Raw genomic sequence first — 16,347 nt, 5'->3', positions numbered from 1 at the left:
TGTAAGATGAAGAAGGAGAGAGTTTGAGCAGGTACCAATCTAGCTATCTTATTGTCAGAATTCTGTGTGTTTCACAAACAATGGTGGAGAGACAATAGTTTAGATTGTTTTGAATAATAGTACAATTCAATTATTTATATAGTAATCATAGTTAAAACCTATGATAAAATATATCTAACCCCAAATTACTGTAAACAGACCTATACAATCAAAAAACAGGATGAATCTAGATGTTATTAAAAAGTCAGGAGGGTCTTAAAATGGAGTTAAGACAACTTGAATATTTTCGTTCGGTATGCGAAGAACTTCACTTCACAAGGGCTGCAGAAAAAGTCGGAATTTCCCAACCTTCTTTAAGCCAACAAATTCGTTTATTAGAACATGAGATTGGAACACCTTTATTTGATCGAATTGGTAAAAAGACGACTCCTACAGAATCAGGAAGATTACTTCTGAAGTATACCAGGAATATATTTCATGAATTAGAACAAGCACAAACTGCTATAAAGGAATTAAATGGGCTCCAAAGAGGTAATATTTCTATCGGAACATTGTTGACAGTAGAAAATTATCTAATTCCACCAGCATTACTTAATTTTCATCGTCTATACCCTGCTATTAAAATATCCGTGCTAGGATTACGCACGGGAGACCTTATAAAGAGTTTGTTAGAAAATAAGTTGGATTTAGGTATTGTTTTTTTACCGTTGAAAAATAATGAATTAGATTCGATTTCTTTATACAGGGAGGAGATGGCCTTCGCGGTACCCATTGGGCATCCATTAGAGGAGCAAGATGGGATATCTTTAGAAGCATTGTGGTCAACACCTTCCATTTTACCTCCAGAAAACTTCTTTGTAAGACAACTTATCAATAAATATTGTAACGATTTGGGATTTCTGCCCCAGCCAATCTTTGAAATAACAACCATGGAATCTTTAGTTAACATAGTAGCAAAAGGAGCAGGAGTGACCATATTGCCTAAGCCTTATTTAGAGACCCTTAACAATGATAATATAAGGGTCATTCCAATTTTAAATTCTAATCTTGCTCGGGAAGTGGGGGTGGTCTATAGAAAAGATAAATATTTAAGTGCTGCTACACGAATGTTTATTGACCAGTTAAAGGCCACCGCGGAAATTTACAGAAATAATAAAAATATTGATTAAAGATTACATTATTTTTATAAAAATATGGCTTTTGGTCGGCAACACTAGGAAGTTTTTCTCCCACTAGGTGAATCCAACCAAATGGTACCAATTTTATTTGCCGTGGGTTCAACCGAGATACATGTAAAAACGGGTGAAATAATTACTTTTATTTCCAAATTACACGATATTAAAAATAGCATTAAAGAAACACGAATTGTAAAATTCAACCTAAAAAAGTCGAATTTCTGTACACTAAGGAGCCGACTTTTTAGATTGGATTTAGTCAGGTGAAGTTAGGTACGACTATAATGTTCTAAAAAACGAAGAGCCAATGACATTAATGGTTCTTCGTTTTTTTGTATGCTTATGTTTTAGTTAGAACCAAGCTTTGGAAAGTAAGTGTACTCCTTCATGAATTCCATTCTCATCTATACCGGCAAAACCAAGAAGCACTTGAGAATTTGCTTGAGAAAGTGGTCGCTTATAAAATGATGACACTGGATACACTAAAACTCCCTTCTCTTTAGCAGAAGCGATAAGATCTTTCTCTGTCATGTTATTCTTGGGTTCTAAGAGCACGTGTAAACCAGAACCTGAACCAATTATTCGGACCCGATCATTCATGTTAGCTTTAATTGATGTAAGTAAAGTGTTATGCCTTTTCTTATAAATATTTCTTACTTTGTTCAAATGCCTTGACCATTGGCCACTTTCCATAAAGAGCCTTAGAGTATGTTGATGTAATCTTGAAACAGTTTGCTTATAACCAATAAAGTTTTCATTGTACTTTACTAACAACTTTGTTGGAAGTACCATATAGCTCAAACGCAAAGATGGAATTAGTGACTTGGCAAAAGTACCCATGTATACAACATTTCCATACAGATCAAGGCTTTGAAGCGATGGAATGGGCTTTCCTTCGTATCGAAATTCACTATCATAATCATCCTCGATGACATATCCACCCTTCTCCTTCGCCCATTCTATCAATTCTAAGCGCCTTGATATTGGCATTATGATTCCCAAAGGGAATTGATGGGAAGGAGTGACGTAAGCAACTTTCGCTTCGCTCTCTGTTAATTCAGCAACATTAATTCCATTTTCATCAAGATGAATGGGCTCAACTGTTCTTCCATAGTCCTTAAATATAAGGCGTACTCGGTCATAACCGGGTTCTTCTACACCATAAACTAGTTCTTTACCAATCATTTTACATAGCATGCTTAATAAGTATTGTGTACCTGCTCCAATTACAATTTGATCTTCAGAACATTTAACACCTCTAGATTGATAAAGGTATCTAGCAATGTGTTTTCGAAGTTCAAATTCTCCTTGTGGATCTCCATACAATAACAGCTGGTCTTGTTCGGCACCGAGCCCTTTCATGGTCAATTGACGCCATAACTTAAATGGAAAATGAGTTAAATCTACATCCCCATACTTAAAATCGTATTCAATCTTTGGTGGTTGATCTTCCTGATGATCAAATTCCTTATTTATAGTTTTATCCATATCTTCGTTATCAGAATCTATAAGGAAGAGTTCATTTTTTATCTCTACAACAAATAATCCTTTTCTTTCTTCACTTCTAATATAACCTTCAGCAACAAGTTGTTGGTAAGCAGCATCAACCGTGTTACGACTCACGTTTAAATAATCTGCCAAATTTCTTTGAGAAGGTAACTTGCTGTGAGGGGGAATATTTTTTCTTTGTATTTCTTTTCTAAGATACTCATAAAGCTGGATATAAATGGGCTCTTTTTTTCCAACATCTAAGGTTGGCGTTATTTCTAACATATTTACCCTCCTTATAATCTGGCACTTAAAAATGTTTGTAAACTGGCACTTTTAATCATGCCAGTTGCTTTATTATAATAAGTTTACATTTGGGTGATCACAAAAGCAAAGGAGTGTGTTCTAATGTACATCCCATCGCACTTTAAAATTGGAGATGATGAAATGATTTATGACATCATTCAAGAGTATGGATTTGCGACTTTTTTCTCACAACATGAGGGTGAACCTTTCGCAACTCATATTCCCTTAATGATTGATGAAGATAAGGAATACTTATATGGTCACTTCGCCCGAGCAAATCCTCAATGGAAGGACATTCACAATCAAAATGTTCTTGCAATCTTTCATGGCCCTCATTGTTATATCTCTTCCTCTTGGTATGAGTCAAATCGAGCCGTACCTACTTGGAACTATTTAGCAGTCCATGTATATGGGAAAGTTGAAATTGTTGAGGATGATAAATTAAAAGAATCTTTAAGTGATTTAGTAAAAAAATATGAAGCACCTGACAGTTCTTATAAATTAGACGAAGTCGATGCAAGATATCTGGAAGGTATGACAAAAGGCGTTGTGGGTTTTAAAATCAAGATTAATAAAATTGAGGGAAAAGCGAAATTGAGTCAGAACCATTCAATAGAACGGAGAGAGCTTGTTATTCAAGAACTAGAGAAATTTGAAAGTGAAGATGAGCGAAAAATTGCATCTTATATGAAAGATTATTTGCGATAAGACCTACTTAAGAAAAAATAAGTTTCTTATTAAAGTAACGGGTCTTTACTTTCATATGGTCTTTGAAACGATCTTCCAGAAACGAAAACGGTGCTGGTAAGTTGAAGTAGAGATAAAAAAGGATAAAGGAGATACCATTATGCTAAAAGAAACATTTCATATTGCTGTGCCAACTGCATTTTTTGAAGACGAATCTGTAAATATTCAGGGGACAATAGATCATATTAGAGATTTGTATAAACAAGGAGTAAAGTCTGTTCTTGTCTCTGGATCTACTGGTGAGCAGCATAGTCTGAACCTTAAAGAGAAAATTGAAATAATAAACAGTTTAGTATTGGAAGAAGAACTTATTAATAATATGGAAATTTTATTTGGGGTTTCATCTATTAGACAGAAAGAGGCAGAAGAACTGGCTAAAAAGATTCGGACTACAAAAATATCAGGTATTTTGCTTGGGTATCCACCATATGTTCTACCGACACAAGAAGAGGCATTAGTTTATACAAAAACCATTATTAATCTTAGTAATAAGCCTACTATCTTATATAACAATCCAAAAAGAACTGGATTTAATTTATCAGTAAACAGTATTATTCAGTTAAGTAAGATAGAATTAGTAGTTGGATTAAAAGAAGCTGGCAATAAAGAAAAAGTTGGACTCCTAAAAAACAATATTAACAGAAGCAACTTTCATTTTTATGCTGGTGGAGAAGTGGAATTAGAGGAAAAAGTATTAGAGGGGTTTGATCGTCTTTCTTCAATCGCTGGAAATATTTCACCCATGGAAATCAGTCAATGGTTTAATAAAATGCTTACGAAAAAAAATATTACTCAACAAGAAAGAGTAAAGATCGAAACCATCATTCAACAAGTTTATCAAGGGTCACCTTTAGTATACCTAAAGAAGAGTATTAATCAAAAGAGAATTCCAATGGGAATTTGCAGGAGTCCAATTGGAAATATTTAATTAGATAGATCATTATTTTCTTATCTGGTTAACCTTATAATACGAAGCGTCCTTTTGTATTGAGCTATTAGTAGGTGAAGAAAGACTTCATTTATTAGTTTTTAAGATTAAAATAAATGTAGGATGATAAGTGCAGGAGGACCTATTATGAAAGTTAATCAAAGAACAACTTTTATTGACGAAAAAGAAGTTCAATACACACATATTGTAAATGGGAGTACAGTGGTTTGTTTTATGTTTTCTGGAGCGGGTTACACATATGAGAAGCCATTATTTTATTATTCAACAATGACAATGCTTCAAAATCCGTATGATGTTGTCCATATCCATTATTCTTACGGACAGGATTTATTCAAACTTCCATTAGAAGATATAACAAAAATCATCCTTTATGATGTAAATCCCATCATTAACGAGGTGCTAAAAAATAATCAATATCAAGAAATTGCATTTTTAGGGAAATCACTTGGTACAATTCCAATTATCAATAGACTTATGAAAAGCGATATATATATAAATTCCAAAATGATTTTGCTTACACCATTACTAAAGTTCGACTCAATTTTTGAAACGTTATTAATGATCAACCATCCATCCCTTATTGTGATAGGGGAAAAAGATACTCATTATATTCCTAGTAAAATCGAAGCAATTGAAAATAAAACAAATATAAAAATTCACTAGTGTTGCATTAATTAATTTTCACTATTAAGAATACTCAAAATGTTCAATTTTATTATTTTGTGCAAAGAAAAAGTCCTTTATAATGGATAAGTCAGGTGGTAACCCGTCCAAATCCACTAAAAAGGACCAACTCATGGACAAGATTACACGAAAAACTTCATTTGGACAATGGTTTTTACCTATAAATTTTCAATTACTTGAAGGTCCAGTACCAGCGTTCGTGTAACCAGGGGCAAAGTAAATCTTTTTTATCTGTAAATTCCTATCTCCCAAGGCTTTTTTTATATGTCAAATTCCGATAAACTTTTTATGATACGTAAAATAAGGAGGAGCAGCAAGTGAAGAACGATTGGGAGTTAGAGGAACTGATAGAACACTTTACAGTCATTCCAGAAGAAATGCGTTTAATTGGGAACAAATATGGTGGAACACGACTTGGATTCGCTGTTTCTCTTAAGTTTTTTCAATACCAAGGCCGTTTCCCGAAAGGAAAACAGGAAATAAGTGCAGAGATAATTCAGTATGTTGCAAAGCAAGTAGGAGTACCTGTAGATTCCTTTCAAGAATATGATTGGGATGGACGCACAATTAAATATCATCGTGCACAGATACGTGACTATATGGGGTTTCGAGAAAGTACCTCTGAAGATATGGAACAAATAAAGTCGTGGCTACAAGCAAATATTTTACCACAAGAACTACAAATTGACCGAATAAGAGAAAATGTCCTACATCACCTCAGACAATTACACCTTATCCCTCCAACTCATGAACAACTCGAGCGAAATATTAAATCAGCCATTCATCAATATGAAGAACATATATCACAATCTATTTTCATAAAACTCTCTAATCTCTCTAAATCTAAATTGGACGCATTTATACATACTTGGTCTCATGAGGAACAAATAGAAGAGAATCAAACTATTCTTAGCTTTCGTGAACTTGTGTCTGATCCAGGGAGGATTGGGTTAGATAGTTTATTACAGGAAATAGCAAAGCTACAAACCGTAAGAGATATACAACTCCTACCAGATTTATTCTTAGGAGTTCCACCAAAGATGATTCGAACTTACAGGCAACGCGCTATCTCTGAAGACATTAGAGAATTGCGTAGGCATCCTGATTACATACGTTACACGTTATTAGCAGCTTTCTTTTGGTGTAGAGGTAGAGAAATTACCGACAATTTAGTTGAACTCATAATTCAAATCGTTCACCGTATCGGGGCTCGTGCAGAACGAAAAGTTGAAAAAGAATTTTTACGTGATTTTCGTAAAGTAAATGGAAAAACAAACGTATTGTTTCGCTTAGCTGAAAAGGCAGTGGAACAACCAGATGGAATTGTACGAGATGTATTATTTCCAGTTGTAGGAGAAGATACATTGAAAGATATCGTGAAAGAAATGAAGCATACAGGACCAGCGTATAAACAAAAAGTACATACCGTTATGAGATCCTCTTACAGTACTCATTACAGGAGAATGGTTCCTGCCCTATTAGATATCCTAGAGTTTCGTTCAAACAATGATGTGCATCGTCCAGCTATTGATGCAATTGATTTACTAACACAATATAAGTCTACCAAGCAGTATTCATACAATGAAACAGATTATATTCCGATAGAGGGAATTGTAAAGCAAGGATGGATTGATACTGTTATCGATAAAGAAAGTAATCGTGTGAACCGAGTGAATTATGAAATTTGTGTCCTGCAAGCCCTACGAGATCGACTACGTTGTAAAGAGATATGGGTAGTAGGTGCGGACCGGTATAGAAACCCGGAGGAAGACTTACCAAAAGACTTTGAACAAAACAGAGAAAAGCATTATCAAGCTCTTCGGAAGCCACTTGAAGCACAAACACTTATCCAAGAACTGAAACAGACTATGCATACATCTCTGGAGAAATTAGATAAAAGTGTAAAAAGCGACTCCAAAGTGCGTATTTTGAGCAAGGGAAATGGCTGGATATCAGTATCACCTTTACAGGCACAAGCTGAACCCGTTAACCTCAATCTCATTAAAGCAGAGGTTATGAAACGTTGGCCAATGACCAATTTATTAGATGTTTTAAAAGAGGCAGATTTACGTGTTCAGTTAACAGATATGTTCCAAACGTTAGGAAACCGAGAAATTCTAGATAAGGAGACACTTCAACGAAGGCTTATACTCTGTTTATATGGACTAGGGACTAATACTGGATTAAAGCGAATTGCTGCTGGAGACCATGGAGAAAATTATAAGAGTTTACTCTATGTGAGACGTAAATTTATTCATAAGGAGAACTTACGTCAAGCCATTTCAAAGGTAACTAATGCAATTTTAGATACTCGGGTAACGGAAATATGGGAGAAGGCACGACCGCATGTGCATCTGATAGCAAAAAGTTTGGTGCTTGGGATCAGAACTTGCTAACGGAATGGCATATTCGATACAGGGGACGCGGAGTTATGATTTACTGGCATTTGGAAAAGAAATCTACTTGCATCTATTCCCAACTCAAATCTTGTTCTTCTTCAGAAGTAGCTTCTATGATTGAAGGATTGCTTCGACATTGTACAAACATGGAAGTGGAAAAGAACTACGTGGATACGCACGGACAAAGTGAAGTAGCCTTCGCTTTTTGTCATTTGTTAGGTTTTCAACTCATGCCAAGATTTAAAGCCATTCATGCGCAGAAATTATACCGTCCAGATACCGGAATGCAAGAATCTTACCCTAATTTACAGCCCGTCTTAACTCGACCAATTAACTGGAATTTAATTGAACAGCAGTACGATCAAATGATAAAGTATGCCACAGCCTTACGATTGGGTACAGCTGAAACAGAGGCCGTTCTCAAACGCTTTACTCGCAATAGTGGGCATCCGACGTATCGAGCACTTAGTGAACTTGGAAAAGCATTAAAAACCATATTTCTTTGTGAGTACCTATCCTCAGAAGAAATCCGGAGAGAAATTCAGGAAGGATTAAATGTGGTTGAAAACTGGAACTCTGCTAATAGCTTTATTTTTTATGGGAAAGGGGGAGAAATTCAAACGAATCGCATGGAGGATCAGGAAGTGGCTATACTTGCCCTTCACCTTATCCAAAACTGTTTAGTATTCATTAACACGTTAATGATTCAAGAAGTACTCTTGGAAAAAAGCAAATCTTTGTTGCAAAAACTAGTACCGGAGGACTTTAGAGCTTTAACCCCTCTTATCTATGCACATGTGAATCCGTATGGGATATTCAAGTTAAATATGCAGGAGCGCTTAATGATCTAGAGATCTTCTTAAAAATTTCTCATATTAATGAAAGAAACTTCCTCATTGTGGTAGGAAGTTTCTTTCATTTTAGTAATCCTTACTCTATAAATAATCATACCTCTCTTTTAAATCTATAAATTCTTAGTGCAAGATTGTGAAGTTTTTTGGAAAATATTTTCTGAATTCCTGCCAAACTGCGATTTTTCTACTTCCATAAAAATGAGATACTGGAGGTTATTATGTGCAAAAAGACTATAATTTTAAATATAGAGTGAGGAAACGCTTACAAGCAATTTCTCAAAAAATAAAATCATAATTTCTAAAAAGAGGTGCTTATTATGTTGAATGGCGAAAAGAAAATTGCAAGACCTTTAAGATGGGCAATGGTAGGTGGAGGCCGATTAAGCCAAGTTGGATATAAACATAGAACTGGTGCACTAAGAGATAATACAGCCTTTACCTTAGTTGCAGGGGCTTTTGATATTGATGCAGAAAGAGGGAAAGAATTTGGAGTAAATATCGGAGTTGATGAAAATCGCTGCTATCCTGACTACAAAACAATGTTTGCTGAAGAGGTAAAGCGGGAAGATGGTATTGAGGTTGTCTCCATCGCAACTCCTAACGGAACTCACTATGAAATTTGTAAGGCGGCATTAGAAGCTGGTTTGCATGTTATCTGTGAAAAACCTTTATTTTTCACTTTTGAAGAAGGTGAAGAGATTAAGGCTCTGGCAGAGAGAAAAGGAAAAATTGTTGGTGTAACATACGGTTTTTCTGGAAATCAAATGCTGCTTCAAATGCGGGCGATGATCGAGCAAGGAAAAATTGGTGACATTCGTGTGGTTGAGTTGCAGTATACGCATGGCTTTAATGCAAATGATGCAGCAGATAAAATAAGTGATGCGCAAAAATGGCGCGTTGACCCTAAGGTTGCAGGACCAAGCTTTGTGTTAGGTGATCTTTCTACACATACTTACTATATGTCCCAACTAATTATGCCGCACATGAAAATTAAGAAATTATTATGTGACCGTCAAAGCTTTATTGGAAGCCGTGCTCCTTTAGAAGACAATGCTTTTGTTCTTATGCATTATGAAAACGGTGCGGTAGGAAGACTTTGGACATCCTCCATCAATGCAGGATGTATGGATGGTCATAGAATTCGCATTGTAGGATCTAAAGGAAGCTTAGAATGGTGGGATAACAAAGGCGGTGAGCTCAGATATGAAGTGCAAGGCGAACCTACCCAAACTTTAATTCGTGCAATGCCTTACTTAGATGATAGCTGTAATGCTGATGAGCGTTTAGGAGCACTGCATGTAGAAGGGTTGTCTGACTCTTGGGCAAATATCTATCTCAAATTTGCCATTGCAATTGATGCTAAAAACCGAAATGATGAAGAAACATTAAAAAATCTAGTTTATCCTGGTATTGATGCTGGCTTGGATGGTATTCGCTGGATTGAAAATTGTGTTCGTTCTGCGGATAACGGATCAGCTTGGGAAGAGTTTGAGCATGATAAAGCTTTAGTGTAAAGCTCTTTTGTATTCCCTACTATTGATTCAGGTATTGAGAGCGTGCGCTGGATAGAAGACTGTGTTAGAACGGTACCGTTTGGATAGACTTTAACTAAAAATTTAAAACTCATCTATGTACAATTTTTTTCATAATTGTTCTAGATGGGTTTTAAAAGTATCATTCAATCAAAACTCTTAACGAAAGATTGATAAACGTCCAGTCAATTACTATAATTGACTAAATACTTACACATCACAGAAAAAGAGGCGAGTTTATGGTACAGAGTTTTGTTAAAAAAGAATTCACACCAACTTTTGAAAATGGCAGACTTCCCAAACTGCTTTATGTTTGCAAAGCTGAAGCTGATCATACCAAATTACCGTGTGTTATGCATGTTCATAAGGACCGTCTAGAAATTTTGTATATCAGACATGGGAGAGGAATTCATACTATTGGAGGGCGACAGTATCACACCAAACAAGGTGACGTTCTTATTTATAACAGTGGTGTTATCCATGACGAGCGTACCAATCCAGATGCAGAAATGAGTGTGTACAGCTGTGGAGTAAGCAACTTAAAGCTAGAGGGAATACGGGAAAATTGTCTATTGCCTGACGGTGCAAGTCCGGTTTTATATAGCAACGCCTTTAGTCAGGATATTAAAAATTTATTTCGAATGATGTACACCCAAATTTGTGCGGAAAATACTGGGGCTGAGGAAGTCTGCCATCATCTTCTACAATCTCTCATTATTATGCTTGTAAAGCAAATTGATAGAAGGATAGATACAGAGGAACATAAGGAAGTTATTGTGGGAGAACGCATTAAAAAGTATATTGATGATCATTATTCGGAGGTTCATACGTTGGAAAGTATAAGTGAGGCATTGAATATTAGCTTGTCTTACTTGTGTCATATTTTTAAGGAAACTACTGGATATGCTCCCATGCAATACATTATGCGACGTAGAATTGGAGAGGCCCAGTCTATACTGATTAATACCCAGTATAGTGCCACCGAAATCGCATCAATGGTAGGATATGATAACTCCAATTATTTTAACACTATTTTTACTAGAATCGTTGGCATGTCTCCCATCAAATATCGAAAGCGCTGGGTAGATGGAAATTCTAATGCAAATAGATAAAAATGATAAGAGAACTGTTTTTAGCACCATTTTTAAAACCCTAAATATCGATTCACAAAAGTAGCTGAAGGATATAGAGCGAAAGCTTATCGGTACGTTAGAAGAATTGAAAGCGCCCTTATAAAATGCTAAGAAGTAGGGAGTATCACACATTGATAAAATTGAAAGCACTTTCAAATAAGGGTGGACAGCTATGACAGCATTGATAGGATTTATGGGTAGTAATTAATCCTAGGATATTTAGTAGGAAATACAAGCCCCAAACTATGTATTTACTCTATAGCACAGGTCATGTCTATATTTTTGATCTACAATTTCATGGAGTATCAACATGAAGATTGCAATCATTTAGTTACTTATTCTAAAGAGCAAGGAGGAGAAATTAATTTGAATAAATCGATAAACCAAAAGTCGTTTTTAAGCACTATTATTATCATCTCGACATTGGGGGGATTGCTCTTCGGATACGATACTGGTGTTATTAACGGTGCATTACCTTTTATGTCTGAATCGCTTGGCCTTAACTCATTTACTGAAGGTCTTGTGGCAAGTTCACTTCTTTTGGGGGCTGCACTTGGTGCAGTGTTCGGTGGACGACTATCGGATTATAACGGCCGCCGCAAAAACATCCTGTATCTTGCCTTGTTATTCTTTATTTCTACAATTGGATGTACTCTCTCGCCAAACGTTACGGTTATGGTTATCTTTCGTTTCCTATTAGGACTTGCTGTAGGAGGAGCATCAGTAACAGTTCCTACTTACTTAGCAGAGATCTCACCTGCTGAAAGAAGAGGAAGAATGGTTACCCAGAACGAATTGATGATTGTTACCGGCCAACTATCGGCCTTTGTGATCAATGCTATATTGGGCAACGTAATGTCTGGTGATGAGCATGTTTGGCGATACATGTTAGCTATTGCAGCACTTCCGGCAGTTTTCCTTTTTCTTGGCATGATTAAAGTGCCAGAAAGCCCACGTTGGCTTGTATTAAAAGGAAGGAATGAGGATGCCCTTAATGTCCTTCGACAGGTACGTGAGGAGAAGCAAGCTAAATTAGAATTAAATGAAATCAAGGAGAATTTTGCTAAACCATCTGGGATGAAGAAAGCATCTTTGAAGGATTTAGCTGTGCCATGGGTGCGCCGCATCGTATTAATTGGGATTGGAATTGCTGTTGTACAGCAGATTACGGGTGTCAATTCGATTATGTACTATGGTACTGAAATTCTCAGGGATGCTGGCTTCCAAACAGAGGCCGCACTAATCGCTAATATAGCAAACGGATTAATCTCAGTTATAGCTGTTTGCGTTGGCATCTGGCTCCTTGGTAAAGTTCAACGTCGACCAATGTTACTAATTGGACTGATTGGAACAACGACGTCACTTCTGCTTATTGGGGTATTCTCCAATGTGCTTGAAGGGTCTGCAGCGCTTCCATATGTTGTGCTTAGCTTGACAGTCACGTTTTTAGCATTCATGCAGGGGGCAGTTGCACCAGTAACATGGCTGATGCTTGCGGAAATATTTCCATTGCAGTTACGAGGTCTCGGTATGGGTATCGGTGTGTTTTGCCTTTGGATAGTAAATTTCTTCATTGGTTTGTCTTTCCCTATACTACTCGAAAAGATTGGCTTGTCCACAACTTTCTTTGTCTTCACAGCTATGGGACTTTTGTCCATTACATTTGTGAAAAAATATTTGCCGGAAACTAAAGACCGTACACTGGAGGAGCTGGAACATTACTTCCGTACCTATGATGGTCGAGATGCCCAGACGGATTTAAATCAGGTTACCGTTCAAACCAAATGAATTTAATCATGGAGCACTTTATTATAACTTTAAACATGGAGGGTTTAATATGAAACTTTGTTTTAACCAAGCTACAACACTGGAAAATTCTAATCTAGCCAAGGATCTGGAGTATTGCGATAAACACGGATACGACTATATTGAAATCCGCACGATGGATAAATTGCCTGAATATTTAAAGGAGAAGTCCCTCAATGAACTGGTTGAGTTCTTCAATACTCATCACATTAAGCCATTGGCATTCAACGCTTTAGTGTTTTTCAATAATCGTGACGAAGCCGGATACAAGGAAATCATCGATGAGTTCAAAGAGATGATGGAAACAGCCAAGAAACTAGGCGTGAAGTATGTTGTGGCAGTGCCTCTAGTAACGGAACAGAAGATATTGAAAGGAGATATCAAAAACAGTTGTGTAGAGGTGCTAAAAGAGCTGTCAGATATCGCAGATCCGTATGGGGTGAAAATTGCAGTTGAATTTGTCGGACATCCACAATGCACAGTCAACACATTCGGCCAGGCTTACGATATTGTTGAAACCGTTAATCGTGAGAATGTTGGATTAGTACTTGATTGTTTTCACTTCCACGCAATGGGGTCAGATTTGGAAGATCTGAAAAAAGCTGATGGGTCCAAAATCTTTATTTTACATATCGACGATACAGAAGATTTTCCTATCGGCTTCCTGAGAGATGAAGATCGGGTATGGCCTGGACTTGGAGGAATTGATTTAGACAGCATTTTATCGACATTGAAGAAAATTGGATTCTCAGACGTTGTCTCCGTTGAATTATTCCGTCCGGAGTATTATGAACTGGATGCTGAAGAAGCGATCAAAACAGCAAAAGAAACAACACTTAAAGTGGTATCGAAGTATTACGATTTACAGACAGTATAAAAAGGTAGAAAGAATTGTTGTGAAATAAATAAAAACTGGAGAGAAAAAGAAGCAAGATTCTCTATAATCATTAGTTTTTGATACCAGTAGTACAGAAAAAAACAGCTCCCATGTAAGGAAGCCACTGAAAAACTTACGTTTTTTATTTTTGTATTCTCAATTCAATACAAAAAGGCAATTTGCCGTCTCGTTTTTTGACGGTAAATTGCCTTTTTCCTTTACTTTTTCTTATTTTTTTCACTAAGGAGTTTTAGTATTCGCTTGAGATTAACTGCAAATATCGCTGTGGCTCCTTGAATTTCCATGCCAAATAGACCCGCAGATGATGCCGTTTCAAACCCGTGTCTATGTTTTAACTCACTATTTTTTGCTTCAATTTTATAACGAGAGCGTGCAAGTTCTTTGAACTCTTCACTGTTTTGAAATTCTTCTTGTTCCTTATGCTCAGTGGATTTTATTGAAACAGAATACGTTTTGCTTTTTGCCCCTTCTTTATAACAGCCATCACGGAAAGGACATACTTTACATGTTTTAATATCAAAATAATACGTATCTTTTTGATTTTTATCCTGACCTTTCTTCCCTGTTCGTGCTTTACGTACTGCCATGTGACCTGCTTTACAAATATACATACCTGCATCTTTATTAAACTCAAATTCATCCTCTTTCGCACGTCCACCTTGTGTAATCTGAGGATTCAGTTTAGATACTAGTTGAAATTCTTCTTTTTTTGCATACTGGATATTTTCTTTTTCTGAATAAGCTGTATCACCAATGATTCTATCTATTGTCATTCCTGCTTCGTTACTTTTTTCAACTAATTCTTTTAAGTATTTTCCATCACTTTTCTCCCCAGTAGTAACAATCGCAGCTGTAATAATTCGCTCATCACTCATAGCTATATGTGTTTTAAATCCAAAGAAAGAAGAATCAGCTGTTTTGTGTCCTACACGTGCATCTGGGTCATTCGAATAGCTTAGTTGTTCTGCATAATCCTCTACAACTTCTTTTAGTACATTTAATTTTTCTTTGACAGCAGGAATCTCGGCAAATTGTGGTTCGGTTTCAACAACAGTAATGACTCGACGACAATAATCCAATTCATCATTTACTTCGTTAGAAGTCGTTTTTGGCGGAAACTTTTCTTTCATTGATTCATCTATTTGATATACTGCTTTTCGGACATTTTTTGATTTCTCTTGTAAAAACTCTTTCGGTGATTTTTGGTTATAACGTGCTTTTGTATGTGTTGCATCCACGATAATGGTTTTACTTTTAATAATCTCTTTTTCTAGAGCAATCTCAACGGTTTTGCCAATAAGCATATCTAATAAACCCACATCTTTTAGACGGAGTTTTCGGAATTTAGTTAAAGAGCTCGGGTCAATAACTGAATCCTCTGGAGCCATTTCGAGAAAATATTTAAATGACAACTTGTAGTCTAGATAACTCGTATAATGAGTGTAACAAAAATATGTAACAATATTATTCGTAACAATATTTATAACGAATGGTTTTTGATACAATATTTGATAGAGGAGAGGATAAACATGAAGTTTGGCTATATGCGTGTTTCTACATTTGATCAAAATTTGGATCGCCAAAAGAAACAACTTGAAGAATTTGGATGTGATCGCATTTTCTTTGAAAAAGTAACCGGTACGAAACGAGAGCGACCAGAGTTGAATCGTATGTTGGAATTTTTGCGGACGAACGATACGGTTGTTGTGACGGATCTAACTCGTCTATCCCGTTCGACAAAAGACCTGATTGAAATTACAGAACTTATCTCACAAAAGGGAGCGCATTTAAAAAGTTTAAAGGAATCCTGGCTTGATACAACTACAGCACATGGGAAAATGTTGTTTACTATCTTTGCGGGTATTGCTCAATTCGAGAGAGATTTAACTTCTGAACGGACAAAAGAAGGGATTATGGCTGCAAGGAAACGAGGAAAATATCCTGGAAGACCGAAAACCGATGCCGAAAAGGTTAAGTATGCCTTGTATCTTATGGATCAAGGGTTGAGTCGTACGGATGCTGCCGAGAAGGCTGGTATTTCTCGCATGACTTTGTATCGTAAGATGCAAAAGAACAATGAAATCGAGTAGCATCCATCGGACAAAGGAATTCTTTCGATTATTTCTAAGATTAACTTTGCCCCTGGTTGCGCGAACGCTGGTACTGGGCCTTGAAGAACAGGTGAAAACGAAGAAATTAGATTACTATACGAAAAAATTAACCACAGAGTCATTCCTAAAGTTACTACTTTTTGCGCAGCTACAAGAAGTCGAAAGTCTACATGCGCTGGGCGATTGTCTTTTCGATGACCAACTTCAAAAAGGGATTGACCTTGAATCTATCAGTATTTCTCAGTTGTCACGGCGAATAAATGGT

At 36.4% G+C, this 16,347-nt stretch carries 11 protein-coding genes and 2 pseudogenes; 11 read left to right on the top strand and 2 right to left on the bottom strand.

From position 1 onward, the window contains the following. Positions 1 to 260 precede the first annotated feature (260 nt). Positions 261 to 1,169: a LysR family transcriptional regulator gene (locus IC621_RS25585; RefSeq protein WP_191162819.1), complete on the top strand. Its 909-nt coding sequence runs from the start codon at positions 261 to 263 to the stop codon at positions 1,167 to 1,169. Positions 1,170 to 1,526: 357 nt separating this feature from the next. Here the strand turns inward: IC621_RS25585 and pdxR are convergent, their stop codons facing one another. Continuing rightward, on the bottom strand, positions 1,527 to 2,948 hold the full coding sequence (gene pdxR / locus IC621_RS25580; protein ID WP_191162817.1) for a MocR-like pyridoxine biosynthesis transcription factor PdxR: 1,422 nt from the start codon (positions 2,946 to 2,948) through the stop codon (positions 1,527 to 1,529). 123 nt (positions 2,949 to 3,071) lie between these two features. Between pdxR and IC621_RS25575 the strand changes: the two genes are divergently transcribed. From IC621_RS25575 to iolI, 8 genes and pseudogenes are all read left to right on the top strand, one after another. Next, positions 3,072 to 3,677 (top strand): FMN-binding negative transcriptional regulator, encoded by a 606-nt coding sequence (locus IC621_RS25575; protein ID WP_191162815.1) that lies wholly within the window; start codon positions 3,072 to 3,074, stop codon positions 3,675 to 3,677. Positions 3,678 to 3,816: 139 nt separating this feature from the next. After that, positions 3,817 to 4,644 (top strand): dihydrodipicolinate synthase family protein, encoded by an 828-nt coding sequence (locus tag IC621_RS25570; protein WP_191162814.1) that lies wholly within the window; start codon positions 3,817 to 3,819, stop codon positions 4,642 to 4,644. A 147-nt stretch (positions 4,645 to 4,791) separates the two neighbouring features. Further along, the gene (locus IC621_RS25565) at positions 4,792 to 5,328 is read left to right on the top strand and encodes an alpha/beta hydrolase (RefSeq protein ID WP_191162812.1); all 537 of its coding nucleotides are present in this window, start codon (positions 4,792 to 4,794) and stop codon (positions 5,326 to 5,328) included. 338 nt (positions 5,329 to 5,666) lie between these two features. Then, positions 5,667 to 8,599, top strand: a pseudogene (locus tag IC621_RS25560) (Tn3 family transposase). A 317-nt stretch (positions 8,600 to 8,916) separates the two neighbouring features. After that, positions 8,917 to 10,116 (top strand): Gfo/Idh/MocA family protein, encoded by a 1,200-nt coding sequence (locus IC621_RS25555; RefSeq protein WP_191162821.1) that lies wholly within the window; start codon positions 8,917 to 8,919, stop codon positions 10,114 to 10,116. Between the two features lie 257 nt (positions 10,117 to 10,373). Then, positions 10,374 to 11,246, top strand: a complete 873-nt coding sequence (locus tag IC621_RS25550; protein ID WP_191162810.1) for a helix-turn-helix transcriptional regulator — start codon at positions 10,374 to 10,376, stop codon at positions 11,244 to 11,246. A 387-nt stretch (positions 11,247 to 11,633) separates the two neighbouring features. Then, positions 11,634 to 13,055, top strand: a complete 1,422-nt coding sequence (locus IC621_RS25545; RefSeq protein WP_191162808.1) for a sugar porter family MFS transporter — start codon at positions 11,634 to 11,636, stop codon at positions 13,053 to 13,055. Between the two features lie 49 nt (positions 13,056 to 13,104). Continuing rightward, positions 13,105 to 13,950: a 2-keto-myo-inositol isomerase gene (gene iolI / locus IC621_RS25540; protein ID WP_191162806.1), complete on the top strand. Its 846-nt coding sequence runs from the start codon at positions 13,105 to 13,107 to the stop codon at positions 13,948 to 13,950. A gap of 218 nt (positions 13,951 to 14,168) precedes the next feature. On the opposite strand, the pseudogene IC621_RS25535 reads toward iolI, so the two are convergent. Next, a pseudogene (locus IC621_RS25535) lies at positions 14,169 to 15,389 on the bottom strand (IS1182 family transposase); the annotation flags it as partial. Between the two features lie 111 nt (positions 15,390 to 15,500). Between IC621_RS25535 and IC621_RS25530 the strand changes: the two are divergent. After that, positions 15,501 to 16,061 carry a recombinase family protein gene (locus IC621_RS25530; protein ID WP_191162804.1) on the top strand — a complete coding sequence of 187 codons (561 nt, stop codon included), beginning with the start codon at positions 15,501 to 15,503 and terminating at the stop codon, positions 16,059 to 16,061. Continuing rightward, the coding region (locus IC621_RS25525; protein WP_396653132.1) for a DUF4372 domain-containing protein at positions 16,048 to 16,347 on the top strand (300 nt) is incomplete at its 3' end. The genes IC621_RS25530 and IC621_RS25525, both read left to right, overlap by 14 nt.

The sequence above is a fragment of the Metabacillus arenae genome, assembly GCF_014773385.1.
Classification (GTDB): domain Bacteria; phylum Bacillota; class Bacilli; order Bacillales; family Bacillaceae; genus Metabacillus_D; species Metabacillus_D arenae.
This window is presented reverse-complemented; position numbering and strand designations above follow the sequence as displayed.

Bases quoted from the DNA above. Each gene is read 5' to 3' on its own strand.
- IC621_RS25585 (WP_191162819.1), top strand. From the start codon at position 261: ATGGAGTTAAGACAACTTGAATATTTTCGTTCGGTATGCGAAGAACTT.
- pdxR (WP_191162817.1), bottom strand. From the start codon at position 2,948: ATGTTAGAAATAACGCCAACCTTAGATGTTGGAAAAAAAGAGCCCATT.
- IC621_RS25575 (WP_191162815.1), top strand. From the start codon at position 3,072: ATGTACATCCCATCGCACTTTAAAATTGGAGATGATGAAATGATTTAT.
- IC621_RS25570 (WP_191162814.1), top strand. From the start codon at position 3,817: ATGCTAAAAGAAACATTTCATATTGCTGTGCCAACTGCATTTTTTGAA.
- IC621_RS25565 (WP_191162812.1), top strand. From the start codon at position 4,792: ATGAAAGTTAATCAAAGAACAACTTTTATTGACGAAAAAGAAGTTCAA.
- IC621_RS25550 (WP_191162810.1), top strand. From the start codon at position 10,374: ATGGTACAGAGTTTTGTTAAAAAAGAATTCACACCAACTTTTGAAAAT.
- iolI (WP_191162806.1), top strand. From the start codon at position 13,105: ATGAAACTTTGTTTTAACCAAGCTACAACACTGGAAAATTCTAATCTA.
- IC621_RS25530 (WP_191162804.1), top strand. From the start codon at position 15,501: ATGAAGTTTGGCTATATGCGTGTTTCTACATTTGATCAAAATTTGGAT.